The organism is Saccharopolyspora elongata (assembly GCF_004348985.1).
GTDB lineage: Bacteria > Actinomycetota > Actinomycetes > Mycobacteriales > Pseudonocardiaceae > Saccharopolyspora > Saccharopolyspora elongata.
The window spans coordinates 59,547-83,797 of the sequence record NZ_SMKW01000027.1 but is presented as its reverse complement, the minus strand read 5'-3'; the positions used below and the strand labels follow the sequence as shown (position 1 = coordinate 83,797).

Here is a 24,251-nt window from a genome sequence, read left to right as displayed (position 1 = left end):
CGACGTGCGGAGAGGGTGGCGATTTCGCGCGAAATCGCCACCCTCCCCGCCACGCAAAGCAAGTCTGGAAACAACAAGCTCAGAGGGACAGTTCGGGTTTGAGGCGGGTGGGCGTCCAGACCCGCTGGCGCCAGGCCGCGATCGTGCTCAGCAGCAGCGACGCCACCAGGTAGCACAGCAGGACACCGGCCGCGGTCGTCGCCGCCGCCGTGCCCGCCCCGCCGTAGAGCAGGTGGCGCAGGCCGTTGACGACGTAGCCCAGCGGCAGCACCTGGTGCAGCGGGTGCAGCGGCTCCGGGATCGTCTGCCACGGGAACGTGCCGCCCGCGGTGACCAGCTGCAGCACCAGGATGACCAGGGCGATGAACTTGCCCTTCGGCCCGAACGCCGCGTTGAGCGCGTGCACCACCGCGGTGAAGGCGAACGACGTGAGGATCAGGAATCCGAGCGTCCACCAGGTGTGCGCCGGCTGCACGCCCACCCCGAAGACCACGACCAGGTAGAGCAGCACGGCCTGCACGAACCCGACGATCGCCGCGGGCAGCCAGCCGCCGATCGCGACCCGCCAGGGCGCGACCCCGGCGGCGAGCGCGCGGCTGGACAGCGGGCGCATCAGCAGGAACAGCACGAAACCGCCGATCCACAGCGCCAGGCCCATGAAGAACGGTGCCAGCCCGGCCCCGTACGTGCCGGCCTTGACCTGGGCCATGGTGTCGATGGCGACCGGGTCGCCGATGGTGTCGGCGGTGGCGTTGCGGGTGTCCTCGTCGGGGTTCGGGATCTCGTTCAGGCCCTCGCCCAGCTTCGTCGCGAGCGTGCTCGAACCGTCCGCGAGCTCGCCGGAGCCGTCGGAGAGCTGCTTGGTGCCGCCCGCGAGCTGGTCCGCACCGCTGCTGAGCTGCTTGGTGCCCGCCAGCGCTTGCTGCTCACCGGACCGGAGCTGCTGCGCGCCGTTGTCGACCTGGACGGCACCGTCGGCGAGGCGTCCGATGCCGTTGGTCATCGTCGGCATCGCGTTGGCCAGCGCGCGGTTGCCGTCGGCGACCTGCTGGGAGCCGTCGGCGAGCTTCCGCAACTGGCCGACCTGCGTCTGCACCTTGCCGTTGGCGTCGGTGATGGGCTTGTTGAGCTCGTCGATGCCCGCGACGATGCGCTGCACCGCGTCCTCGTCCACCCCGTTCTTGCGGAGCTGGTCGGCGATGTCCTTCTTGGTCGAGCTGAGGTTGTCGACGATCTCCTGCGAGAGCCCGCCGAGCGTCTCCGCCTTGGAGGCGAGCTGCTCGTTGCCGGCGGCGACCTGCGCTGCGCCGTCGGCCAGCTTGGCGGTCTGCTCCGGCAGCGGCGCGGTCGACCGCTGCAGTTCGGTGAGGCCGCTGCGCAGCTGCTGCGTGCCGTCGCCGAGCCGGTCGGCGCCGTCGGCGAGCTTGGTCTGGCCGTCGACGAGCTGGTGCGCGCCGGACGCCAGCTGGTCGGTGCCCTGCCGGGCTTCCCCGAGCCCGTCGCGGAGCTGGCCCGCGCCGTCGGCGAGCTGGCCCGCGCCGTCGGCGGCCTCCGCGGTCTTGTCGTGCACGGTGCTGAACCCGAGCAGGAACTGGTTCGCCGCCTCGGTCCCGGCGCTGGCCGCGACCCCCTTGCGCACCTCGGAGGCCACCTTGTCGGCGATGGTGCCGACCAGGTAGTTGTTGGCGTCGTTGGTGATCAGCTGCAGCTTCGCCTGCCGCGGCTCGAAGTCGGCGGGGGAGACCAGTGCCCCGGAGAAGTCCTTCGGCACCACCAGCGCGAACGTGTACCGGCCGCTGGCGACGCCGTCCTGCGCCTCCTGCGCGTCGGTGCGGGTCCAGTCGAAGGTGCCGGAATCCAGGAGCTCCTGGTAGACGTCCTGGCCGGCGTCCAGCCGCGTGCCGTCCTCGCGCTGCGCGCCGGCGTCTTCGACGACCACGGCCGCGGGCACCGAGTCGAGCTTCCCGTAGGGGTCCCAGTTCGCGTAGATGTACATCGCGCCGTACAGCAGCGGCACCAGGGTGACCGCGAGCAGCGCGAGCTTGGGCAGTTTGCCCGAAGTGAGGCGGCGCAGCTCGGTGGCGGCGAGCCGGAATGTAGTCATCGCAGACCTTCAGCAGAATCCAGAGTGGACTGTTCGGGGTTGTCCGTGCCGACGCGGGCGGGCGGGATGCCCAGCTTGTCGGCGGAGTGCGGGGAGCAGAGCGCGATCACGGCCAGGCCGCGCTCGGCTTGGCGGGCGGCGAGGGAGTACCAGCCCGTGGGGTCGCCGCCGTGGCGGTCGGGGCAGTCCAGCACCAGGGCCTTGGTGGCGCGGCCCTCGCAGGCGAGTTCGGTCAGCAGCCGGGTGCGTTCGTACCCGGCCAGGTGCTCGAAGCGCCGCTCGCCGGAGCCTTCGGGGAGCCAGTCCCGGGCCGACAGCCAGTCCCGGGCCCGGCGGCGGCCGGATCTGCGGCCCGCCAGGCTCAGGCCTTCGGCGACGACGTCGCGCACCGCCAGCGCGTCGTCGGGCTCGGTGATCTGCGGCGCGTCGACGACCGCGACGCTGCGCCGCAGCGCGCTCGCGTCGATGGCGCCGTCCAGGCGCACGGTGCCGCGGGTGGGGCGCAGCCGACCGGAGAGGGCCAGGGCCAGCGCGGTGCGGCCGGAGTTCGGGTCGCCCGTGACCAGCAGGACCTGCCCGGTCCGGGCACGCAGCGAAGTGGGCGCCAGCAGCGTCCCGTGCGCTCCGATGACCTCGACGCCGGTGGCGACGATCTCCACGCAGTCTCCTCGACTTTCACGACCGGTGCGCCGGCCGCGCGAGCCTCAGCGCAGCGCGGTGGCCGGACGCACCTCCCACATCGTCCACAGCGGCCGGTAGCCCTGGCGGGGCCAGAACACCGAGGACAACGGGTTGGGCGGGTTGTAGTACAGGAAGCTGCCGACGGCTCCGGCACGCGCGAACTCGTTGTGAGCCGTGGCCATCAGCTGCTGGCCGACGCCGGTGCCGCGGAGTTTCTCCTGCACCGACACGCAGTTGACGTACGCCCACGTGCCGGGCCTGAGCCGGGAGCCACCGGGTGACTTGGCGGTGTCGACCCAGCCGCACTCCGCGACCGCGACCGGCGTCCCGTCCTGCTCCGCCAGCCACACCGGATCGCTGGAGTGCAGGCGCACGTGCGCAGCGGTCCGCTTCAGCTGCGGAGCGTCTGGTCGGTACGTCGACGTGCCGACCATGGCAGCGTATTCGAGCTCGCTGAGGGTGAGTTCGACGACGGCGTCGAGGTCGGCCGGTCCGGCGCGACGTATGTTTACGGTACCAGACAGTTTCGTATATGCAACCGGCGAGGTGGGGCGCACGGCGAGGCAGGCCAGCGGCAGGAAACCGTGATCCAGCAACGCCCTGGTCGCCTCGACGTCCCGGCTCGGCCACACGACCGTGCAGGCCGAGTTGGGCCCCGGCGCCTGCGTCGCCAGCCACTCGCGCCAGGTGTGCAGCAGCGCGTCCATGCCGGCGTGGGGCTGCTCGCCGAGGATCGGGAAGAGCTCGAAGACCTCGCCGGCCTGCCAGAGGCTCTGCGCGGACCCCGGCGGGCTCGAGTTCCGCGCGGCGAGCCCGGCGACCGTGCCGCCGCCGGGGATCCGGGCCACGATCGCCTCGGCGCCGGCCGGCAGCTGGTGGGCGTCGGGCAGCTGCGGGTCCAGCGCGGCGAACCGCGCGAGCTGCGCCCGCATCAACTCCTGTGCAGTCGCCACGACTTCCCCTCAGCGCTGTCTCGACTGTTGACTCGGGTATTTGTTCTTGAAGCGCCGAAGGCGCTTAGCCCGCCCTCGCAACTCGCACCGCCACGCAAAACGAGCCTGGAAATATTCTCCCTCAGCGGTGGCAGACGAAGATCGCGGTGCCGGGGAACAGGCGGCCGCGCAGGGGGCTCCACTGCCCCCAGGTCTGGGTGTGCCCCGCCGGCCACTCCGGCTCGATCAGGTCGACCAGGCGCAATCCGGCGCCGGCCAGCTCCCGGACGAAATCGCCGAGGGTGCGGTGGTGCTCGACGTAGGTGGCCCGATCCGCGTCGTCGACCTCCAGGTACGGCGTGCGGTCGAAGTAGGAGTGCGTGGCGGTCAGCCCGGTCGGCCCCGGATCGTCGGGGAAGATCCACCGCATCGGGTGCGTCACGGCGAAGACCCACCGGCCGCCCGGCCGCAGCACCCGCGCGACCTCCCGGAACACCGCCCCGACATCGGCCACGAACGGCACCCCGCCGAACGCCGAGCAGGCCAGGTCGAAGGAGGCGTCGGCGAACGGCAGGCAATCCGCGCTCGCCTGCACCAGCGGCACCGCGGTCCCGCTGCGCTCGCCGCCCGCGACCGCGTGCCGCAGCATCCCGGCCGAGATGTCCAGCCCCACCGGGTGCGCGCCCTGGTCGGCCAGCCACCGCGAGCACGACGCCGCGCCGCAGCCGACCTCCAGCACCCGCTTGCCGCGGACGTCGCCGAGCAGCCCGGCGTCGGCCTCGCGCAACCGCTCCGGGCACCACATGAAATCGCTGTCGCCGAGGAACGCGCCGTGCTCGGCTTGGTAGTCGTCGGCGTCGGCGTCCCACCACAGCCGGCTCGCGCCCCGCGATTCCGCCGCGTCGACAGTGCGTTTGCTCACACCCGTTGTGCCCAACAGCCGCTCCGCGGAGCTACTCTGGAGCTCGTCGTGTTCCGGGTCATCGGCTCGTGCCAAGGGTTCTCCCCGCCGATATCGGGTATTGCTCGGACGTGGGGCATTCTCCTCGCCCGGGACCGGTCGGTCGTTCGGGTGTACCGCGGTTTGCCCGACGATCGAGAAAGCGCGTACGATACCGCCCGCGTCGTGGGTCTTCCGTCGACGGTTCCGGCTACCGGGTCGCACCGGTGGTGAGGGACGGTCTATGGAGCGGGATCTCGCTGGTCCAGCGAGTCACTGGTCCCGGCCCGGGGCGCGGCAACAACGTAGATCCAGCGACCAAACTATCCGTACCGGAGCAACCCACCTGATGTCCACCGACACCACCACCGTCCCGACTGCAGCCGCCACCAAGCCGCAGGTCGCAGTGAACGACGTCGGGACGGAGGAGGACTTCCTCGCCGCCGTCGACCAGACCATCAAGTACTTCAACGATGGGGACATTGTTGAGGGCACCATCGTCAAGGTCGATCGCGACGAGGTGCTGCTTGACATCGGCTACAAGACCGAGGGCGTCATCCCCTCCCGCGAGCTGTCGATCAAGCACGACGTCGACCCCGCCGAGGTCGTCACCGTCGGCGACTTCGTCGAGGCGCTTGTTCTCCAGAAGGAGGACAAGGAAGGCCGGCTGATCCTCTCCAAGAAGCGCGCCCAGTACGAGCGCGCCTGGGGCACCATCGAGGAGCTCAAGGAGAAGGACGAGCCCGTGCGCGGCACCGTCATCGAGGTCGTCAAGGGCGGCCTCATCCTCGACATCGGGCTGCGCGGCTTCCTGCCGGCCTCGCTGGTCGAGATGCGCCGCGTCCGCGACCTGCAGCCCTACGTGGGCCGCGAGCTCGAGGCCAAGATCATCGAGCTGGACAAGAACCGCAACAACGTGGTCCTGTCCCGCCGCGCCTGGCTGGAGCAGACCCAGTCCGAGGTCCGCAGCGAGTTCCTCAACCAGCTGCAGAAGGGCCAGGTCCGCAAGGGCGTCGTGTCCTCCATCGTCAACTTCGGTGCGTTCGTCGACCTCGGTGGGGTTGACGGTCTGGTGCACGTCTCGGAGCTGTCCTGGAAGCACATCGACCACCCGAGCGAGGTCGTCGAGGTCGGCCAGGAAGTCACCGTCGAGGTCCTCGACGTGGACATGGACCGCGAGCGCGTCTCGCTGTCGCTGAAGGCCACCCAGGAAGACCCGTGGCGCCAGTTCGCCCGCACCCACGCGATCGGCCAGATCGTGCCGGGCAAGGTCACCAAGCTGGTGCCGTTCGGTGCGTTCGTCCGCGTCGACGAGGGCATCGAGGGTCTGGTCCACATCTCCGAGCTGGCCGAGCGCCACGTGGAGATCCCGGAGCAGGTCGTCCAGGTCGGCGACGAGGTGATGATCAAGGTCATCGACATCGACCTGGAGCGTCGCCGGATCTCGCTGTCGCTGAAGCAGGCCAACGAGGGCTTCAGCCCCGACTCGGAGTTCGACCCCACCCAGTACGGGATGGCGGCCGAGTACGACAACGAGGGCAACTACATCTACCCCGAGGGCTTCGACGTGGAGACCCAGGAGTGGACCGAGGGCTACGAGAAGCAGCGTGAGGAATGGGAGCGGCAGTACGCCGAGGCCCACACGCGCTACGAGAAGCACATCGCCCAGATCGTCAAGGCCCGCCAGGCCGACGCGGAGGCCGCTGCGGCCGCCGCGGCCGGTGGCGGCGAGGAGCCGGCCAGCGGTGGCGGCAACTACTCGTCGGCTTCGAGCGACGAGCAGGACAGCGGCTCGCTGGCCAGCGACGCGCAGCTGGCGGCGCTGCGGGAGAAGCTCTCCGGCGGCGCGTGAGCCTGACGCCTAGCGGCTGAGGCAACACCACGGCCCCGCACCTTCCGAGGTGCGGGGCCGTGCTTCTTTTCCGGAACCCGCGGCGCGTTCCCTGGAGTTGTCGAGGTGAACGGCCTGTTCGTCTCGTCTGTCGAGGCGGACAGGCCGTTCGCTGCACACCTTCGGCCCGCTCGGTCCCGGTGGGCTGGCAAGATGGGTTTCGTGTTGCGGGTGGGACTGAGCGGTGGAATCGGGTCCGGCAAGTCGACGGTGGCCCGGCGGTTGGTGGAGCGCGGCGCCGTGCTCATCGACGCCGACGCGCTGGCCCGCGAGGTGGTGCAGCCCGGCACACCGGGGCTGGCCGAACTCGTCGAGCGGTTCGGTGAGGACATCCTGGACGCCGACGGCGCGCTGAACCGCCCGGCGTTGGCGGGCAAGGTCTTCGGCGACGACGAAGCGCGCGCGGACCTCAACGCGATCACGCACCCCAAGATCCGCGACCTGACGGCCGAGCGGATGGCGCAGGCGCCCGCCGACGCGGTCGTGGTGCACGACGTGCCGCTGCTCGTCGAGGTCGGCTACGCGCCGAACTACCACCTGGTGGTCATCGTCGATGCGCCGGAGCCCGACCGGGTGCGGCGGCTGATCGACCGCGGTCTGTCGGAGGACGACGCCCGCGCCCGCATCGCCGCGCAGGCCACCACCGAGCAGCGGCGCGAGGTCGCGGACGTGTGGCTGGACAACAGCGGTTCGGTCGATGCCGTGCACGCCCAGGTCGATGCGCTGTGGCGGGACCGGTTGGTGCCGTTCGAGGAGAACGTGCGGCTGCGCCGCCGCCCGCCGAAGCGGTCGCCCGAGCTGGTCGATCCGGATCCGGATTGGCCGCGGCAGGCGCGGCGGCTGATCGCCCGGATCGAGCGGGCGGCGGGCGACAAGGCCGTGCGGGTCGACCACGTCGGCTCCACCTCGGTGCCCGGCCTGCCCGCGAAGGACATCATCGACCTGCAGCTGACGGTCCGGTCGCTGGCCGACGCGGATGCGCTCGCCGGGCCGCTGGGCGACGCCGGTTTCCCGGTGCTGCCGGGCATCCTCGGCGACACCCCGCACACCTTCGCGCCCGATCCGGCGCTCTGGGAGAAGCGGATCCACGTGTCGGCCGACCCAGGCCGCTACGCGAACTTGCACGTCCGGGTCGACGGAACGCCGGGTCAGCGCGTCGCCCTGCTGTTCCCGGCGTGGCTGCGCGCCGACGAAGCCGCCCGCGACGAATACCTCGCGCTCAAGCGGAAGGTGGCGGCGGAGCACGCCGCCGACCCGGACCACGGCGCCTACGCGGACGCCAAGGAACCCTGGTTCGCGGAGGCGCTCCCCAGGGCATGGCAGTGGGCCGAGCACACCGGCTGGGCCGGCTGAGCTCGCCTCAGGTCGCGGAGCGGAGGATCTCGGCGATCTTGGCGTAGCCGTGGTTCTCGGCGTGCCGGAGCGCCGTGACGCCGTCGTGGTCGGGGATGTTCGCGTCCGCTCCCGCGTCGAGGAGGATCTGCACGATCTCCTGGTACGGGCGGCTTCCGTCGCCGAGGATCACTGCTTCGAGCAGCGCAGTCCAGCCGAGCTGGTTGACGTGGTCGACGTTCAGGCCGGCGCGGGCCGCTGCGCGCACGTAGTCGACGTGGCCGCGCTCGCTGGCCGGGATGATCGCGATGCCGCCGAAGCGGTTGGTCACCGTGAAGTCCGGGTTGGCGGGCAGCAGAGCTTCGAGCATGGCGACGCTGCCGGTCACGCCGGTGACCAGGAAGGCGCTGTCGCGGCGGTCGTCCTGCGCGTCCGGATCGGCACCGGCCTTGACCAGTTCGCGGGCGACGTCGACGTGATCGGCGAGCGCGGCCAGCAGCAGCGGAGTGCGCTCGCGCTCGTCGCGGGCTTCGACGTTGGCCCCGGCGGTGAGCGCGACGCGCACCTGCTCGAGATCGCCGTCGTCGGCGGCGCTCAGCAGCTGTTGATCCGCCGCGGGGTTGGGCGCGTGCTGCTCGGGGGCGGGCTGTTGGTGTGCCGCGGGCGGCGGGGGAGTCGCTGGTGCCGTCGGCGGCTCGGCCGGGGCGCAGGCGGCGAGCGCGATCGCGGCGAACATCCCGACCGCCACTCGTCGACCGATCGCGCCGGTGTGCGCGGTCCTCATCGGGTCCTCCTGCTCGGGTGATGGCCGGTCCCCGGCGACACCGGGGACCGGCCCGGGGGTGTTACCGCAGCTCGGCCTGGATGGCCTGCAGCCCGGCGCGGGCGAACTCCTCGTCCAGGTCCCCGCTGGGCGCACCGGCCACGCCGATGCCCGCGATCGGCGAGCCGGCGGTCACCGGGACGCCGCCGCCGAGGAACAGCGTGCCCGGGATGTCGCGCAGCGTGGCGCCGTCGCCGGTGGCCTGCTTGCCCAGCTCGGAGGTCGCGCGGCCCCAGGCGACCGCGGTGAACGCCTTGCGCTTCGCCGACTCGCCGCTCTGCGGGCCCGCGCCGTCGCCGGTCAGGCGCACCCGCTCGTTGCCCGCGCGGTCCACGATGGACACGGTGACGCGCTGGCCCTTGGCCTCGGCGGCGTCGAGCGCGGCCTGCGCGGCCTTGGTGGCGGCGTCGATGCTCAGCACCGGCTGCTGCAGGACGGCGGCCGGCGGGCGCTGCGGGGCCTGCTGCTGGACCGGGTCGGCCTGCGCGACGGTCAGGCCGGTGGCGCCGCCGAGGATGCCGAGGCCGACCAGGGTGCCGACGATGGCGCGGTTGCGGGTGGTGGACTGCATCGGAGTTCGCTCCTAGGTCCGATTGGCTTGTGCTTCGAGCTTCCGTCGCAGGAGGGCTCCGGACGTCGTCGGAAAGGATCGTTCGACGGCCTTGCCCGGTGGATCCCGGATCAACCGATCCATTGATGCGGGCTCGCAGCGCGCCGTTTAGGTTCGTGTCTTCGACGCGACGAGAGGACCGCATTGACCGAGGACCTCCGGCCGGGAGGCTGGCTGTACCGCGCGATGCACGTGGGCTTCTTCGTGCTGCTCGCGTCTTCGGCGTCGCGCTACGTCGCCGCGCACGGCCTGGCGGGCGTGACCCCGCTGCTGCTGGGCCTTTCCGGGGCGCTGGTCGTGGTCTACGTGCTCGGTGTGGTCTTCTGGGGGCAGAGCAAGCGCGTGCGGCAGTTGTGGCTGGCCGCGGTGGTCGCCCTTTGGTGCGCGCTGGTGCTGGTGGCGCCGAGCTTCAGCTGGTGCGCGGTGCCGCTGTTCTTCGTCTGCTTGCGACTGCTGCGGCCCAAGCCGCTGATCATCGCCGTGGTGCTGCTGACCGCGACGGTGATCTTCGGGCAGCTGCGGCTGGCGCCGAAGTTCGAGGTCGTCGACGTGCTGGTGCCGCTGGCCGTCGCGACGATGGCCACCGCGGTGTTCCTGGAGCTGCGCTGGGAGAGCGAACGCCGCAAGGCGCTGATCGACCAGCTCGTGCGCACGCGCGGTGAACTGGACGAAGTTCAGCGCGAGGCGGGCATCAGCTGGGAGCGCGAGCGGCTGGCCCGCGAGATACACGACACGATCGCCCAGGGCCTGTCCAGCATCCGGATGCTGCTGCAGGCGGCGGAGCGCGGCGGCGACACCAACGAGCACGTGCGGCGCGCGGGCGAGGTCGCCGAGGACAACCTCGCCGAGGCCCGCCGGTTCGTGCGCGGGCTCGCGCCGGCCGCGCTCGAACGGCAGTCGCTGCCGGAGGCGCTGCGCGAGCTGGCCGACCGGACTGCGGCGGAGTCGGGCGTGGAGGTCCGCTTCGAGGTGGTGGGCGAGCCGCTGCCGACCAGGGCGGCCGACGACGCGGTGCTGCTGCGGGTCGCCCAGGGCGCGCTGGCCAACGTCCGTGAGCACAGCGCGGCGAGCATCGCCGGGGTGACGTTGTCCTATTTGGACGATGAGGTCACGTTGGACGTGCGCGACGACGGCACCGGTTTCGACCCCGCCGCCCCGAGCCCCGGCACCGGGCGCGGCTACGGGTTGTCCGGGATGCGGGCGAGGGTGGAGCAGTCGGGCGGCACGCTGGCGGTGGAGAGCCGGCCCGGCGAGGGCACGGCGGTGGCGGCGACGTTGCCGGTGGGAGGGATCTCGTGACGGACGCGGTGCGGGTGCTGGTGGTCGACGACCACCCGGTGGTGCGGGCCGGGCTGCAGGCGCTGCTCGCCGGGGATGCGGGCATCGAGGTCGTCGGCGAGGCCGCGACCGCAGTGGAGGCCGTGCGGCAGGCGGACGCCTTCCGGCCCGACGTGGTGCTGATGGACCTCCAGCTCGGCGACGGCGTCGAGGGCGTGGAGGCGACCCGGCGCCTGCTGGCGCTGGACACCCCGCCGCGGGTGCTGGTGCTGACCACCTACGACGCCGACACCGACATCACCCGCGCCATCGACGCGGGCGCCACCGGCTACCTGCTCAAGGCGGGCCCGCCGGAGGAGCTGTTCCAGGCGATCCGGGCGGCCGCGCAGGGCAAGACCATGCTCTCGCCGGAGATCGCGTCCCGGCTGCTGCAGCGCAGCCGCGCGCCGGAGCAGTCGCTGAGCGCCCGGGAGGTGGAGATCCTGGAGCTGCTGGCGCAGGGCCTGGGCAACAAGGAGCTGGCGAAGAAGCTGTTCATCAGCGAGGCGACGGTGAAGACGCACCTCGTGCACATCTACTCGAAGCTCGGGGTGGACAGCCGGATGGCGGCGGTGAGCGCGGCAGTCGAGCGCCGCCTCATCCGCCTCGACGGCGGCCCGCCCCGCTGACCGGTGCCTCTGCAAGCCAAGGATCGTGAGCGTTTTGGAGCGCTAGAGCACTCCAAAACGCTCACGAGTGCTGGGGAGACTGGCTGGGACCTCGCTGGTCTTGTCTTTGAAGCGGCGCAGCCGCTTAGCCCACGTACGCAACCGGCACCGCCGCGGGTTCTCAGAGGTCTTCTCGCGAGGACAGCCCCGATGCCGCGTATTTGGTCATACACAAATCGGGGATCCCACAGCCGAGAAGGCCTCTGTAACTCCCGCAGGGGGGCCGCTACCCGCACCGCTACGCAGAACGAGCCTGGAAACATGTTCTGGTCACCAGATGTCGAAGATGCCCCGGTGGGCCAGCCACTGGTTGATGTCCCGGTGGCGGGTCACCTCGTCGAGCGTGCGGTGCACCGTGCGCAGCGCGTAGTCGGCTTCGCTGAGCCGGATCAGGCCGTTGTCGACAGCGGCGGCGAACTCGGCCGCGCGCGTGATCCGCGGCCGACCGTGCTCTCCGACCTCCAGGCCGAGCAGCAGGTCGGTGGTGGTCCACGACCGGGTTTCGCGCTCGATGTGGACCGCGGTGAGCAGGCTCGGCCCGCGGCGGGAGTGCCTGCGACGCGGGCGGTAGCGGGTCAGCCGCAGCCCGAGATCGGGCAGCAGCCAGGTGATCTCGGCGGCGTGGTCCGCCGCGTCCGGTGTCGGGCATTCCACCGAGAGTCCCCAGCGCTCGACGTGGCAGACCTCCAGCGGCGCGACGACACCGGACGACTGCCTACGCTGCGAGCTGAAGACGTCGATAACTTCAACCAGTTGGGGTGAAATCGCAGCGCTCACGGCGTCAGACAGTAACGGGAAAACAGCGTTGAAAGATCGACAGCACCAGTTTTTAACGTAACTTTTCAGAGCTCGTCGAATATCGATTCGGTGCGTGGCGGGATCATCACCGGGATGGCGGTAGCGTCCGCTGGTCCGGTACGGGATCTTGGACGGGTTGCCCACGCCACGACAGTTCGATCCCGTTGTCGCGCAACCACTTCGGCAGGTCGTACCCGTGCCTCGCGAGGCCGTCGACGGCGGCGCAGGCGCGGCGCATCGCGCGTTCCGCGGTTTCCGGATCGAGCAGTTCCGCGCGCACCGCGATCACGAATTCATCGATGTCCAGCAGTTCCGCCGCGCGCCCGTCCCGCACCACGATGTCCAGGTAGTGGTCGACGGTCCGCCACTGCCGTTCGCCCGGCTCGACGTCCGCCACGTCGATGTAGTAGTCCACGTCGTCTTCGTGGCCCGGATGCCAGTACCAGCGGGTCACGCGCAGCCCCAGCGAGGGCAGCAGCCAGGATTCGAGGGCGGCGATGCGGGGATGCCCGGGCATCGGACGGGCCAGGTAGAGGCCGAAGGGCTCGCGCGCGTAGTGCGTCACGGGGCGCACGTGGCCCTTGGGGTCGGTGTTGGTGTTCGCCACGAGGTCGAAGACCTCGACCTTCGGCGGGTGAACGGGCAGGCCGAGCTGTTCGGCGATCTCGCGCTGCGTGGTCACCCTGCCACTGTATGCGGGCGGGCGCGACGTCCGAAGGTCGTCGCGCCCGCTATTCCTTCACCACTTGTGCTCCCTCACCTCCGATCGGTCGGGGTCAGGTCGTCGCGCGGGTGGCGTAGGCCGGAGCCATCGTGCCCAAACCCGCGAGGATCAGGACCGCTCCGCCGATCACGTTGCACAGCACGCTGCTGGTCATGATGGCGGTGCCGCTCATGATGAATACGGCCACGATCGTCCACACACCCAGCACCGGTACGGTCCAGGCGATGCCGTGCGTGCGGTGGTAGGCGGCCGCGAACGAGAGCCCTAGAACGGTCGCGGTCAGACCGGTGACCAGGTTGTTCAGCGTCAACGACGGCGTCATTGCGTGAAAGCCGGTGATCCACGGCGACAATGCGACGAACAGGCCACCGAGCACGGTGAAGCCGTCCGCCACCTGAGCGGTCGGAGTTTCCGCCGCCCGCTCGTAGCGCAGGCGCATCTCGGTGAGATCCGGATGCCCAGCGATCGGTGCGCTGCTCGACATCACACCACCTCCTGCACTGGGGTGACGCAATCCATTATCTGCCCTGGTGGCCGTTTGAGCACCCCGTGACGCGACACGATGTCGGGGTGGGCTCGTACATTGGTTGTCGTGGCATTCGCGACTGAGTACCCCGTACTGGCCCGCTCCGAGTTCCGGCCGGTCAGCGACATCCCGCGGGCCGACAGCCGGTTCCGCATGGTCAGCGACTACCAGCCCGCCGGCGACCAGCCGCAGGCGATCGCCGACCTGGAGCGCCGGATCAACTCCGGCGAGAAGGACGTCGTGCTGCTCGGGGCCACCGGTACGGGCAAGTCGGCGACCACGGCCTGGCTGATCGAGCGCATCCAGCGGCCCACCCTGGTGCTGGAGCCGAACAAGACGCTGGCCGCTCAGATGGCCAACGAGCTGCGCGGCTTCTTCCCGGACAACGCAGTCGAGTACTTCGTCAGCTACTACGACTACTACCAGCCCGAGGCCTACGTCCCGCAGACCGACACCTACATCGAGAAGGACTCGTCGATCAACGAGGACGTCGAGCGGCTGCGGCACTCCGCCACGTCGAACCTGCTCAGCCGCCGCGACTGCGTCGTGGTCTCGTCGGTGTCCTGCATCTACGGCCTGGGCACCCCGCAGTCGTACCTGGACCGGGCCATCCCGCTGGAGGTCGGCGGCGAGATCGACCGCGACGTGTTCCTGCGCGCGCTGGTGGACGTCCAGTACACCCGCAACGACATCGCGTTCGCCCGCGGCACGTTCCGGGTGCGCGGCGACACCGTGGAGATCATCCCGGCCTACGAGGAGCTCGCGGTGCGCGTGGAGTTCTTCGGCGACGAGATCGACCGGCTGCACTACCTGCACCCGCTGACCGGCGAGGTCGTGCGCGAGGTGCGCGACCTGCGGATCTTCCCGGCGACGCACTACGTGGCCGGCCCGGACCGGATGGACAAGGCCATTCGCAGCATCGAGGCCGAGCTGGAGGAGCAGCTGGGCCTGCTGGAGAAGCAGAACAAGCTGCTGGAGGCGCAGCGGCTGCGGATGCGCACCCAGTACGACATCGAGATGATGCGCCAGGTCGGGTTCTGCTCCGGCATCGAGAACTACTCCCGGCACATCGACGACCGCCCCGCCGGGTCGGCGCCGGCGACGCTGATCGACTACTTCCCGGACGACTTCCTGCTGGTCATCGACGAGTCGCACTACACGGTGCCGCAGATCGGCGGCATGTACGAGGGCGACGCGTCCCGCAAGCGGACCCTGGTCGAGCACGGCTTCCGGCTGCCCAGCGCGCTGGACAACCGCCCGCTGACCTTCGAGGAGTTCTCCGATCGGATCGGCCAGACGATGTACCTGTCGGCGACGCCAGGTCCGTACGAGATGGCGCAGGCCGGCGGCGAGTTCGTGGAGCAGGTGATCCGCCCGACCGGGCTGATCGACCCCGAGGTGATCGTCAAGCCCACCGAGGGTCAGATCGACGACCTGGTGCACGAGATCCGGGAGCGCGCCGAGCGCGACGAGCGGGTGCTGGTCACCACGCTGACCAAGAAGATGGCCGAGGACCTCACCGACTACCTGCTCGAACTGGGCATCCGGGTGCGGTACCTGCACTCCGAGGTGGACACGCTGCGGCGGGTCGAGCTGCTGCGGCAGCTGCGCCTGGGCGAGTACGACGTGCTGATCGGCATCAACCTGCTGCGCGAGGGCCTGGACCTGCCGGAGGTCTCGCTGGTGTCGATCCTGGATGCCGACAAGGAGGGCTTCCTGCGCTCCGGCACCAGCCTGGTGCAGACGATCGGCCGCGCGGCCCGGAACGTGTCGGGCCAGGTGCACATGTACGCGGACCGGATCACCGACTCGATGCGGCACGCCATCGACGAGACCAACCGGCGCCGCGCCAAGCAGATGGCCTACAACGACGAGCACGGCATCGACCCGCAGCCGCTGCGCAAGAAGATCGCCGACATCCTGGACCGGGTGTACTCCGAGTCCGAGGACACCGAGGAGTCGGTGGCCGTCGGCGGTTCCGGCCGCAACGTCTCGCGCGGCAAGAAGCCGACCGGGGAGTCCGTGGCCAGCGCCGGGCTGCTGGAGGACCGCGACATCAAGTCGATGCCGCGCGCGGAGCTGGCGGACCTGGTGCAGCAGCTCAACGACCAGATGATGAACGCGGCCCGCGAGCTGCAGTTCGAGCTGGCGGCGCGGCTGCGCGACGAGATCCACGACCTGAAGAAGGAGATCCGCGGCATGGACGCCGCCGGAATCGAGTGACGGCGCGTCGGCGACCGGCCCGATCTCGGTGGTGGACGTGCTTGCCGGGGCTCTCGGCCGAGCGCGATCCCGACGGCGGTCCTCCGAGCTGGACTACGGTGATCGCGAGCGAGCAATCGTCGGGTCGGCAGCTGGGGAGTCGCCATGCGCGTGGTCGTCGTCGGGAGCGGGATCGCGGGCACGTCGGCCGCGCTGGCGCTGGCCAAGGCCGGGTTCGGCGTGAGCGTGCACGAGGCGCATCCGGACAGCGGCGCGGACATCGGGGCGTTCCTGACGGTGGCGGCCAACGGTTTGTTGGCGTTGCGCCAGATCGGCGTCGTGCCGGCGGCGGGTTTCCCGCTGACCTCGCTGCGGCTCACCGGCAGCGACGGCACCGAGGCTGCGGTGTCCACATTGGATGGTGAGTTCCGCTGCCTGCGCCGCGCCGAGCTGTGCGAGGCGCTGCGGGTGGAGGTCCATCGCCGAGGTCTGCCCATCGAGTACGGCGCGCGGTTCGTCGGCGCCGAGCAGGACGGCGACCGAGTGGTGGCGCGCTTCGCCGACGGCCGGGAGGTCGCGGGGGATCTGCTCCTCGGCGCCGACGGGCTGAACTCGGCGGTGCGCCCGTTGGTCGACCCCGTGTCGAAGCGCTACGTGGGCCAGCAGGTTTTCTACGGCTACGCCGACCACGCCGCGCCGCCGCACGAGCCGGCGCGCATCGAGATGATCCGGGGCAGCCGCAGCGCCTTCGGCTACGCGGTCTCGCCGGAAGGGCAGACGTACTGGTTCAGCCGGCTGCCGGCGCCGCCGCTGGACGGCGCGGAAAGCGCCGAGGCCATGCGGGACCGGCTGCTCGCGGCACTGCGCCCGGACGCGACTCCAGCGGCGGGCATCGTCGCGGCCACCGGCACCGTGTTCGCCACCAACGCCCACGACCTCGTGCCGACGCCGCGCTGGCGCAACGGCCGCATGCTGCTTATCGGCGACGCGGCGCACGCAGCATCCCCGGCCACGGGCCAGGGTGCGTCGATGGCGGTCGAGGACGCCGTGGTCCTGGCCAAGGCCCTGCGCGACCACGGGAGCCTGGAGAGCTACGAGCGGCTCCGAAGGCCGAGGGTCGAGCGCAACACCGCTCGCAGCGCGCAGCTGAGCGCAGCGCTCGCCCCCGATCACGCGGAACGCGTCGAAGAGGTCGAACGGCTGGGCCTGCGCCACGCCGACGCCCAGCCCGACGGAGACCCGGCGGACTGGCTGGACTGGAACACCGAGCTGCAGCGAATGGTGTAAAGGTGCCGTGATCGGTACCATGGTGTCATGGCGCTCAATATCAAGGATGGGCGGACCGAGGAGCTGGCCGCCAAGGTCGCGGAGCTGGCGGGCGAGACGAAGACGGGTGCGATTCGGCACTCGCTGGAAGAGCGCCTCGAACGGCTCCTGCGGCAGGCTCGCCGGGCCGACCGCGAAGCCCGGCTGAAGAGGTTCCTGGAGCACGAGGCCTGGCCGCAGGTGCCGCATTCCGAGCTGGGGCGACCGGTCACCCGGGCGGAACGCGAGTCGGTTCTCGGCTACGGACCGGAGGGCGTGTGATCCTCGACAGTTCGGCGATCGTGGCCATTCTCCTCAAGGAGGACGGTCATGAGCGCCTGCTCAAGTCGCTCGCGGAGGCGGACGAGGTGGGCGTCGGCGGGCCGACCGCCGCCGAAACCGGGATCGTCCTCGCCGCTCGGCTCGGCGTGGTCGGACGGACCTTGCTCGCGCGCTTCTTCGAGGAGGCGGGGGTCGAGGTCATCGACTGCGGGGCGCGGCACTGGAAGGTCGCGGTCGAGGCCTACGAGCGATTCGGGAAGGGGCGGCACCCGGCGGGGCTGAACTTCGGCGATTGCCTGACCTACGCGGTCGCCTCCGTGACCGGGCGGCCGCTGCTCTGCGTCGGAGATGCTTTCCCGCAGACCGACGTCGTCCTGGCGGCCGTCTGACCTGTCGGTGCCCGAGGCTATGGTCCGCGTCGGAGGTGGTCGTGATGGGCCTGGCGTTTCAGGTGACCTTCGATGCCCGCGATCCGGCGCGGCTGGCGGCGTTCTGGGCTGTTGCGCTGGAGTACGAGCTCCAGCCGCCGCCACCGGGATTCGAGTCGTGGGCGCAGTTCGGGCGGCAGATCGGGCTGCCGGAGGAGAAGTGGGACGCCTTCGCCGCGGTGATGGATCCGGCGGGCGACGGGCCGCGGGTCTTCTTCCAGCGCGTGCCCGAGGGCAAGGCCGCGAAGAACCAGGTGCACCTGGACGTCAACGTCAGCCAGCGTGGCCTGGCGCTCGACAAGACCGCCGAGCGCCGCCGGATCATCGCCGAGCACGTCGAGCGTCTCAAGGCGGCGGGCGCCACCTACGTCCGCGAGGTGGACGAACCCAACGGCTACTGCATCGTCCTGCAGGATCCCGAGGGCAACGAGTTCTGCGTCCTGGCGAGCCGCCTCCGAACAACCCGCCGTCCAAGGAAAGTGCGCGTCACCGCTGGCCCGAGGTTTTGTTCTTGCCGACCTTGACCTCGCGCGAGCCGTGCAGTGCGGGGCCGCGCTTGGCGCGCTGTACCTTCCCGTTGCTATCGGCCGACCACGAAGGGGGCGAGGGCCAGCGTTCCATGAGCGCGTTGCGGAGTTCGCGACCGCGCACGTTTACGATGCCGGTGCCGAGCAGGGCGGCGACGAACATGCCCACCGAGACGACCATCGCGGCGAGCGATTCGGTGCGATAGGCGGCGAAGACGTCCTCCGAGCCCAGTCCCAGACCGTTGCCGACCAGGTAGGAGGACGTGCTGAACACCAGGCCCGCCCCGGACATCGTCGTGCCGACACGCGCCAGCGGATGTGTCTGCCGCTGCGAGTGGTAAGCCAGCAGGTCCTCGGCCGGGCGCTCGGATCTCGGGTCGGCCAACCTCGTGCGCAGCTCGGCACGTTCGGACCTGCGCTGCCTCCAGTCGAACAGCACGCCGATGGCCGCGAGTAGCACGCCCAACGAGATCAGGACCGCGAAGATCCAGACTCCCCCGGCGATCAGGGTCTCGATCGGCGAGGAGTAGGTGGTCTCCTCGCACTCGTACCTCCCGATCCCCGGAGTACTCGTGCAGCGCGTCAAGACCGACATCTGCAGCGCGAGGGCGCCGCCGAGCCAGAGACCCGCGGCACCGTAGAGACACCGCTTCGCGATCGACGGCCTGGACGGAGTCTTCTTGCCCGCACCGTCACGGCGTGCTTGTTTCGCCGGCTTCCAGGCGTGTCCTTCGTCGTTCGAACTCCAATGCGCGGCGACCCGGGCATGGCGACGTTCGTGGGCCGGGGTGAGCAGATGGGAACTGGCATAACCGACGAAGGCCATGATCAAGGCGTAGCCGGTGACGAGGGAGAAGATCAGCATGCTCTCGGCGTCGTCTCCTTCCGCCAGCACCACGATCAGCCCGATCACCCCCAGCAAGCCGGCCAGGGCCGCGTTCCCCCAGCCGAAGAAGGCGAGCGCCTCCGCAGGTTTGCCGGTGACGGACCGAACCTGGTCGGGCGAAGGAACGGCGTAGCGGGACGCGCCCCGCGCGGCCGCGTTGACGATCGCCTTGGACGTGGTCGACTCCCGCAGGAAGCTGGCCACCGCACCAGCGGCACACACGACCAGCACGAACGCCAGCAGAACGCCCATGCTCATGCGGCTGAGGTGGTCGACGGCCTCCTCGAGGCCGGGATCATCGAGCAGGTCCTCTTCGGCGAGAAGGCCAACGCCCATGATCAGCGCGAAGGCGCAACCCAGGCCGATCAGGAACGAGGTCAGGGAGTGAACGCAGGCACGCGCGGTCTCACCGGCCAGCCCGACTTCGTACTCGTACAAATGCCAGGGGTTGGTCTGGTTTCCGTCGTCACTCACCGGGGATCTCCTCCGCCTGCGGCGTTTCTCGCCGCATCATAGGGAGGGAGCCATCCCACGGATTACTCACCCGCATCGAGAACGGCGCCGCGAGAACGGTGCCGCGACTTCGTGCGCTAAAACAGTGCCGAAACTCGGGCATTGCAGAGGGCAACGAGTTCTGCGTGCAGTGACGGGACGGCGGCCGTCGGCCCGGACGGCCGTGTCCACTGTGGTCGGTCGCTGGTGACCTCGCCGCGGCGGCAGGCCGGGGCCGTCGTCCCGGTCGGTGTCCCAGGTTGGCCTCGGAGAGTCGTTTACTCGGTCGCGGTGCCGATCGGGGTCAGCATTCGGTGGGGGTTCTGCAGGGCTCGGGCTACGCGGTCGCTGCGGTGCATCGCGTTCGTTCCGGGGCCGAGGCGGACGACGAGGTCGTCGGGGCCCGGGTGCTGGCCGCACGCGGGGCATCGTCCGGATTCGTCGATGTCGGCGTCGCATGCCGCGTGGCTGAAGATCCGGGCGGGATGCGGCCCGCTGGTGTACCGCTCGCCCCACTTGGACAGGGCGAAGATCGCCGGCCACAGCGCCCGGCCGGCCTCCGTGAGCAGGTACTCCGGGTGTCCGCCCGCATCGTCCCGGGTCAGCACGCCCGCCTCGACCAGGGTGTCGAGCCGGTCGGTGAGCACGGCTCGGGAGATGTCGAGGTGCTCGCGCAGGTCCGTGAAGCGGCGCACGCCGTAGAAGCAGTCGCGCAGGATCAGGAGGGTCCAGCGCTCTCCGACCACTTCCAGCGCGCGAGCGAGGAAGCAACCCTGCTGGTCGTATCCGGTTCCGAGTGCCACGACGCGATTGTACCGCGATGCGGTCTGTTCACCAGACCATCGCCGTGCGAGCATGGTCTGGTGAACAGACTAAGTCTTCGCGATGCCACGAATCGGCGCACCGGCGGTGCGAGCAGGTCCTTCGCGGCGGCGCTCATCCTGACGTCGCTGAGCACGTTCGGGGCGATGCTGGCCTACTCGGGTCCGCTGGGGAACGCGGCGACGCTCACCGGCGCGCTGGCCGCCGGACCGGGAGCCACCATGTGGATCCTGAGCTCGATGAGCACCGGCCTCGCGGTGAGCCTGCTGGCCGCGGGCGCACTGGCCGACCAGACCGGCCGCCGCAGGGTCTTCGAACTCGGCGCGTACGTGTTCGCGGTCGGCTCCGCGGTGTGCGCCACCTCGGCCACGGCGACGCAATTCGTCATCGGGCGACTCGTCGAAGGCGTTGGCGCGGCCGGTGTCATCGCTACCGGATTGGGGCTCGTCGCCGCGGTGAACAGCGACGCCCGAGCCCACTCGGCGGCGGCCAGCTGGTGGGGCGCGAGCATGGGCCTCGGCATCGCCCTCGGCCCGCTGATGACCGGCTTGTTCGATCTCGCCGGCTTGTGGAGCGCGCCGTACTGGCTGCTGGCCGCGGTCGGCGTGGGCATTGCCATCGCCTCGCGGTGGTGCTTCTCCGAGACGGCGGTGATCCCGGGCCGGCGCCTGGATCTGCTCGGCGCCGCGCTGATGACCGGCGGGCTGGGGCTGCTGCTGGTCGCGCTGGTCGAAGTGCGCCAAGGCGGACTCCGGCCGGCACTGCTCTGCGCCGGTGGTGCGGCGGTCGCGTTGACGGCTTTCGCCATCAGCCAGCTGCGGAGCCGGTCGCCGATGGTGGAGTTCGCGCTGTTCCGCCGAGGTGACTTCGCGGCGGCCGCGACGGCGGCCGCGGTCACCGGCGCCGGTGTGATCGCACTGATGTCGTTCGCCTGCACCTTCCTCGTCACCAGCATGGGGATGAGCACACTGGAAGCCGGTGCCCTGCTCGGGCTGTGGTCCGGCACCAGCGCCGTTTCGGCCGTGCTCAGCCGCCGGCTCGTCGCGCGGCTGACCGGCACGGCGCAGTTGGCCATCGGGCTCGCGGCCACGGGTGTCGGCCTGCTGATGCTCACCGGGCTCGGCGCGGATTCGACCGCCGGGCAGCTGATTCCCGGCCTTCTCGTGGCAGGCGTCGCCACCGGGGTGCTCAACGCCGGTCTGGGACGGCAGGCCACGGCGACCATTCCGCCCGACCGGGCCGCGGTGGGGGTCGGGATGAACAACACCACCCGCTACGTCGGTGCCTCGATCGGGGTCACCGTCGTCGGTGTCCTCGCCGCCGCCCCGCACGACGACATCGCCGCCCGACTGTCCGGCTGGAACCACGTAGCCGTCCTCACCGGCGTCGTCTCCCTCGTCGGTGCCGCCGCCGTGCTGGCGCTGGTCCGGTTCGGGCGTGAACGAGGATGAGCGCATTCGGCCGCGGCCACCCGGCGCGCCGCATTACTGTGGCGCCGGTTGGCTTGGCGGCCGGATTTCGGTGGGGACCGACGGGGAGCTGCGGGATGTCGAGGTACTGCTGACGCTTGCCGAGGAGCTGCACTTCGGCAGGACCGCGGAGCGGGTGCCTACCGCGCCATCCGCGACGTCGACCCGGTGCGGTGGTCGCTGATCTGGCGCACCAGCTCCGAGACCGACGTTTCGCCAAGGTCGTCGAGGAGCTCGGTCCGCTGCGGAAGTAGGCACCCGTGAGTGCTTTGGGGCGCCCTATGCACCCGAAGCACTCACGGGGCCGGAGCCGCTCAGGCGACGGCTTTCAGGACGGCGATCAGGCGAAGGCGCTGAGGCGGGTGATGGACTTGCCGACGATCAGGGTGTTCATCTCGCGGGAGCCCTCGAAGGAGTAGACCGCTTCCGCGTCGGAGAAGAACTTCGCGACCTCGTAGTCGAGCACGATTCCGTTGCCGCCGAGCAGCTCTCGCGCCCAGGCCACCACCTCGCGCATCTTCGTGGTGGTGAACGCCTTGGCCAGCGCCGCCTGCTCCGCGCCGCCACGGCCCTGCGCGACCAGTTCGTTGAGGCGCACCACGATGCCGAACATCGCGGTGACGTTGCCGAGCATCTTCACCAGCAGGTCCTGGATCATCTGGAACCCGCCGATCGGCTTGCCGAACTGCACCCGCTGCACCGCGTACTCGCGGGCCAGCTCGTAGGCGCGGACCGCCACGCCCAGCGCCTGCCACGCCACGCCGCCGCGGGTCTTGGCCAGCACCTTGGCGGTGTCCCGGAAGCTGTTGATGTTCTGCAGCCGGTTGGCCTCCGGGATGCGGACGTCGTCGAGCACGATGTCGGCGTTCTGCACGGTGCGCAGCGCGATCTTGCCCTCGATCTTGGTGGCAGTGAAGCCGGGCGTGCCCTTCTCGACGACGAATCCCTTGACCTGGTCGTCGGCTTCGTCGCGCGCCCACACCACGACGAGGTCGGCGAACGTGCCGTTGCCGATCCAGCGCTTCGCGCCGTTGAGCACCCAGTTGTCGCCCTCGCGGCGCGCGGTGGTGCGCATGCCGCCGGCGACGTCGGAGCCGCCCTCCGGCTCGGTCAGCGCGAACGCGCCGATCTTGGTCATGTCGGCCATGTCCGGGATCCAGCGGTCCCGCTGCTCCTGGTCGCCGCCGTTGTAGATGCTGCCCATCGCCAGTCCGGTGTGGACACCCGAGAACACCGCCAGGGATGGGTCGATCCGGTTCAGCTCCAGGCTGAGGAATCCGGTGAACAGCGGGCTGCGCTGCTTCCCGTCGCCGTACTCGGGGTACTGGTAGCCGGCCAGCTGGAGCTTGGCGAACTTCTCGACGACCTCGAACGGGAACTCGGCCTTGTCCCACGCGGCGTTGGCCAGCGGCTTGATCTCGCGCTCCAGGTACGCGCGGATCTCGGCGAGCTCGGCTCGCTCGGGCTCGCTCAGCAGGTCGTAGAAGCCGAAGAAGTCAGGATTTGCATTGGCGGGCTTGGGCATTGCGATGATCCTCAAATCAGTTGTGCTCGATGTCGTGCAGTGCGGTGTTGAGCGCGTTCTGCTTGCGGTCGCGCAGTTCGGAGCGCTCCCGGTACGCCTCGGGGCCTGCGCCGTAGGCCGCTTCGGTCTGGTCGGCGATGGCGGCGATGGTCTCCGGGATCAGCTCCGGATGGCCGAGGTCCTTCCAGCGTTCCGCCATGCCCACGCCGAGGTGGGCCATCATGTGCCGGATCCCGCCGGGGCCGCCGCCGAGGTGGAAGCTCTCGAACGGGCCGACCGCCGCGTAGCGGCCGCCGAGCGACGCCTTCATCACCTCGTCGAGCTCGTCGGCGCGGACGACCCCGCCCTGCACCAGGAAGATCGACTCCTGCATGATCGCGCTCTGCAGCCGGTTGGCGACGAAGCCGGGGATCTCCTTGTGCAGGCGCACCGGGGTCTTGCCCAGCGCCCGGTAGAACTCGGTCGCGGCTGCTACGACCGGCTCCGCCGTGCGCTCGCCGGGCACGATCTCGACCAGCGGCACCACCTGCGGCGGGTTGAAGGGGTGGGCGACGAGCAGCCGGGCGGCCACCTCGTCGGGCAGTTCGGCGGCGATCGCCGAGGCGATGATGCCGGAGCTGGAGGACGCGAGCACCGCGTTCTCCGGCGCGAGGCGGGCGATGTCGGCGAACAGCCGCCGCTTGAACTCCAGCCGCTCCGGGCCGTTCTCCTGCACCAGCTCGGCATCCGCGACGGCCTCGGCGAGCTCGCCGGTGAGCCGGATGCGGCCGAGCAGATCGTCGGTGTCGGCGCCGGGAATGCTCGCGGCCAGCATCGGCATCGCGTCGCGCACCACGTCGGCGAGGTCATCGCGCGGATCGCTGATGCGCACCTCGATGCCGCGCGAGGCGAACAGCGCGGCCCAGGACAGGCCGATGGTCCCGGCCCCGACGACCGCCACCTTCGTCCATTGTGGATGCATGATGTC

At 70.5% G+C, this 24,251-nt stretch carries 23 protein-coding genes; 10 read left to right on the top strand and 13 right to left on the bottom strand.

The features are described 5' to 3' along the window. Positions 1–79 precede the first annotated feature (79 nt). The 4 genes from E1288_RS20925 to E1288_RS20910 all read right to left on the bottom strand — a co-directional run bounded on the left by E1288_RS20925 (position 80) and on the right by E1288_RS20910 (position 4,714). The gene (locus E1288_RS20925) at positions 80–2,104 is read right to left on the bottom strand and encodes a YhgE/Pip domain-containing protein (protein ID WP_132487619.1); all 2,025 of its coding nucleotides are present in this window, start codon (positions 2,102–2,104) and stop codon (positions 80–82) included. Continuing rightward, positions 2,101–2,763, bottom strand: coding sequence for an ATP-binding cassette domain-containing protein (locus tag E1288_RS20920; RefSeq protein ID WP_132487617.1), 663 nt, complete (start codon positions 2,761–2,763; stop codon positions 2,101–2,103). Before E1288_RS20920 ends, E1288_RS20925 begins: the two co-directional genes overlap by 4 nt. A gap of 45 nt (positions 2,764–2,808) precedes the next feature. Beyond that, entirely contained in the window at positions 2,809–3,738 is a 930-nt protein-coding gene (locus tag E1288_RS20915) for a GNAT family N-acetyltransferase (RefSeq protein ID WP_132487615.1), read from the bottom strand. 121 nt (positions 3,739–3,859) lie between these two features. Continuing rightward, on the bottom strand, positions 3,860–4,714 hold the full coding sequence (locus E1288_RS20910; RefSeq protein WP_132487613.1) for a class I SAM-dependent methyltransferase: 855 nt from the start codon (positions 4,712–4,714) through the stop codon (positions 3,860–3,862). A 292-nt stretch (positions 4,715–5,006) separates the two neighbouring features. On the opposite strand from E1288_RS20910, the gene rpsA reads away from it, so the two are divergent. Further along, on the top strand, positions 5,007–6,509 hold the full coding sequence (gene rpsA / locus E1288_RS20905; RefSeq protein ID WP_132487611.1) for a 30S ribosomal protein S1: 1,503 nt from the start codon (positions 5,007–5,009) through the stop codon (positions 6,507–6,509). 201 nt (positions 6,510–6,710) lie between these two features. After that, positions 6,711–7,901: a dephospho-CoA kinase gene (gene coaE / locus E1288_RS20900; RefSeq protein WP_132487691.1), complete on the top strand. Its 1,191-nt coding sequence runs from the start codon at positions 6,711–6,713 to the stop codon at positions 7,899–7,901. Positions 7,902–7,908: 7 nt separating this feature from the next. Here the strand turns inward: coaE and E1288_RS20895 are convergent, their stop codons facing one another. Further along, positions 7,909–8,664, bottom strand: coding sequence for an ankyrin repeat domain-containing protein (locus E1288_RS20895; RefSeq protein ID WP_235883699.1), 756 nt, complete (start codon positions 8,662–8,664; stop codon positions 7,909–7,911). Between the two features lie 61 nt (positions 8,665–8,725). Further along, positions 8,726–9,274, bottom strand: a complete 549-nt coding sequence (locus tag E1288_RS20890) for a GlcG/HbpS family heme-binding protein (protein ID WP_132487609.1) — start codon at positions 9,272–9,274, stop codon at positions 8,726–8,728. 183 nt (positions 9,275–9,457) lie between these two features. Between E1288_RS20890 and E1288_RS20885 the strand changes: the two genes are divergently transcribed. Together E1288_RS20885 and E1288_RS20880 are read left to right on the top strand one after the other, a co-directional pair. Continuing rightward, positions 9,458–10,612 (top strand): sensor histidine kinase, encoded by a 1,155-nt coding sequence (locus E1288_RS20885; RefSeq protein ID WP_235883698.1) that lies wholly within the window; start codon positions 9,458–9,460, stop codon positions 10,610–10,612. After that, positions 10,609–11,259 (top strand): response regulator, encoded by a 651-nt coding sequence (locus tag E1288_RS20880; protein ID WP_207954460.1) that lies wholly within the window; start codon positions 10,609–10,611, stop codon positions 11,257–11,259. The genes E1288_RS20885 and E1288_RS20880 overlap by 4 nt, the downstream gene beginning before the upstream one ends. A 309-nt stretch (positions 11,260–11,568) precedes the next feature. Here the strand turns inward: E1288_RS20880 and E1288_RS20875 are convergent, their stop codons facing one another. From E1288_RS20875 to E1288_RS20865, 3 genes are all read right to left on the bottom strand, one after another. Beyond that, on the bottom strand, positions 11,569–12,075 hold the full coding sequence (locus tag E1288_RS20875; RefSeq protein ID WP_235883697.1) for a hypothetical protein: 507 nt from the start codon (positions 12,073–12,075) through the stop codon (positions 11,569–11,571). A gap of 106 nt (positions 12,076–12,181) precedes the next feature. Then, complete coding sequence (locus E1288_RS20870) at positions 12,182–12,778, bottom strand: DUF402 domain-containing protein (protein ID WP_132487607.1); 597 nt, start codon at positions 12,776–12,778, stop codon at positions 12,182–12,184. 94 nt (positions 12,779–12,872) lie between these two features. Next, entirely contained in the window at positions 12,873–13,304 is a 432-nt protein-coding gene (locus E1288_RS20865) for an SPW repeat protein (protein ID WP_132487605.1), read from the bottom strand. A 108-nt stretch (positions 13,305–13,412) separates the two neighbouring features. Between E1288_RS20865 and uvrB the strand changes: the two genes are divergently transcribed. The 5 genes from uvrB (at position 13,413) to E1288_RS20840 (ending at position 18,087) form a co-directional block, all read left to right on the top strand. Beyond that, positions 13,413–15,569: an excinuclease ABC subunit UvrB gene (uvrB, locus tag E1288_RS20860; protein ID WP_132487603.1), complete on the top strand. Its 2,157-nt coding sequence runs from the start codon at positions 13,413–13,415 to the stop codon at positions 15,567–15,569. A 144-nt stretch (positions 15,570–15,713) separates the two neighbouring features. Further along, the gene (locus tag E1288_RS20855) at positions 15,714–16,835 is read left to right on the top strand and encodes an FAD-dependent oxidoreductase (RefSeq protein WP_132487601.1); all 1,122 of its coding nucleotides are present in this window, start codon (positions 15,714–15,716) and stop codon (positions 16,833–16,835) included. A 27-nt stretch (positions 16,836–16,862) separates the two neighbouring features. Next, positions 16,863–17,135, top strand: a complete 273-nt coding sequence (locus E1288_RS20850) for a type II toxin-antitoxin system VapB family antitoxin (protein WP_132487599.1) — start codon at positions 16,863–16,865, stop codon at positions 17,133–17,135. Beyond that, entirely contained in the window at positions 17,132–17,524 is a 393-nt protein-coding gene (locus tag E1288_RS20845) for a type II toxin-antitoxin system VapC family toxin (RefSeq protein ID WP_132487597.1), read from the top strand. Before E1288_RS20850 ends, E1288_RS20845 begins: the two co-directional genes overlap by 4 nt. A 44-nt stretch (positions 17,525–17,568) precedes the next feature. Then, positions 17,569–18,087: a VOC family protein gene (locus tag E1288_RS20840; RefSeq protein WP_165968193.1), complete on the top strand. Its 519-nt coding sequence runs from the start codon at positions 17,569–17,571 to the stop codon at positions 18,085–18,087. Here the strand turns inward: E1288_RS20840 and E1288_RS20835 are convergent. Both E1288_RS20835 and E1288_RS20830 read right to left on the bottom strand, forming a co-directional pair. Continuing rightward, positions 18,050–19,450: a hypothetical protein gene (locus tag E1288_RS20835; protein WP_132487595.1), complete on the bottom strand. Its 1,401-nt coding sequence runs from the start codon at positions 19,448–19,450 to the stop codon at positions 18,050–18,052. The two genes, E1288_RS20840 and E1288_RS20835, sit on opposite strands and share 38 nt — an antisense overlap. Positions 19,451–19,746: 296 nt before the next feature. After that, positions 19,747–20,271, bottom strand: a complete 525-nt coding sequence (locus E1288_RS20830) for a winged helix-turn-helix transcriptional regulator (protein ID WP_207954459.1) — start codon at positions 20,269–20,271, stop codon at positions 19,747–19,749. Between the two features lie 60 nt (positions 20,272–20,331). On the opposite strand from E1288_RS20830, the gene E1288_RS20825 reads away from it, so the two are divergent. Then, on the top strand, positions 20,332–21,741 hold the full coding sequence (locus tag E1288_RS20825; RefSeq protein ID WP_235883696.1) for an MFS transporter: 1,410 nt from the start codon (positions 20,332–20,334) through the stop codon (positions 21,739–21,741). A gap of 358 nt (positions 21,742–22,099) precedes the next feature. On the opposite strand, the gene E1288_RS20820 is transcribed toward E1288_RS20825, so the two are convergent. Together E1288_RS20820 and E1288_RS20815 are read right to left on the bottom strand one after the other, a co-directional pair. Continuing rightward, positions 22,100–23,284, bottom strand: a complete 1,185-nt coding sequence (locus tag E1288_RS20820; protein WP_132487591.1) for an acyl-CoA dehydrogenase family protein — start codon at positions 23,282–23,284, stop codon at positions 22,100–22,102. A 16-nt stretch (positions 23,285–23,300) separates the two neighbouring features. Continuing rightward, positions 23,301–24,245: a 3-hydroxyacyl-CoA dehydrogenase NAD-binding domain-containing protein gene (locus tag E1288_RS20815; protein ID WP_132487589.1), complete on the bottom strand. Its 945-nt coding sequence runs from the start codon at positions 24,243–24,245 to the stop codon at positions 23,301–23,303. Positions 24,246–24,251: the final 6 nt, after the last annotated feature.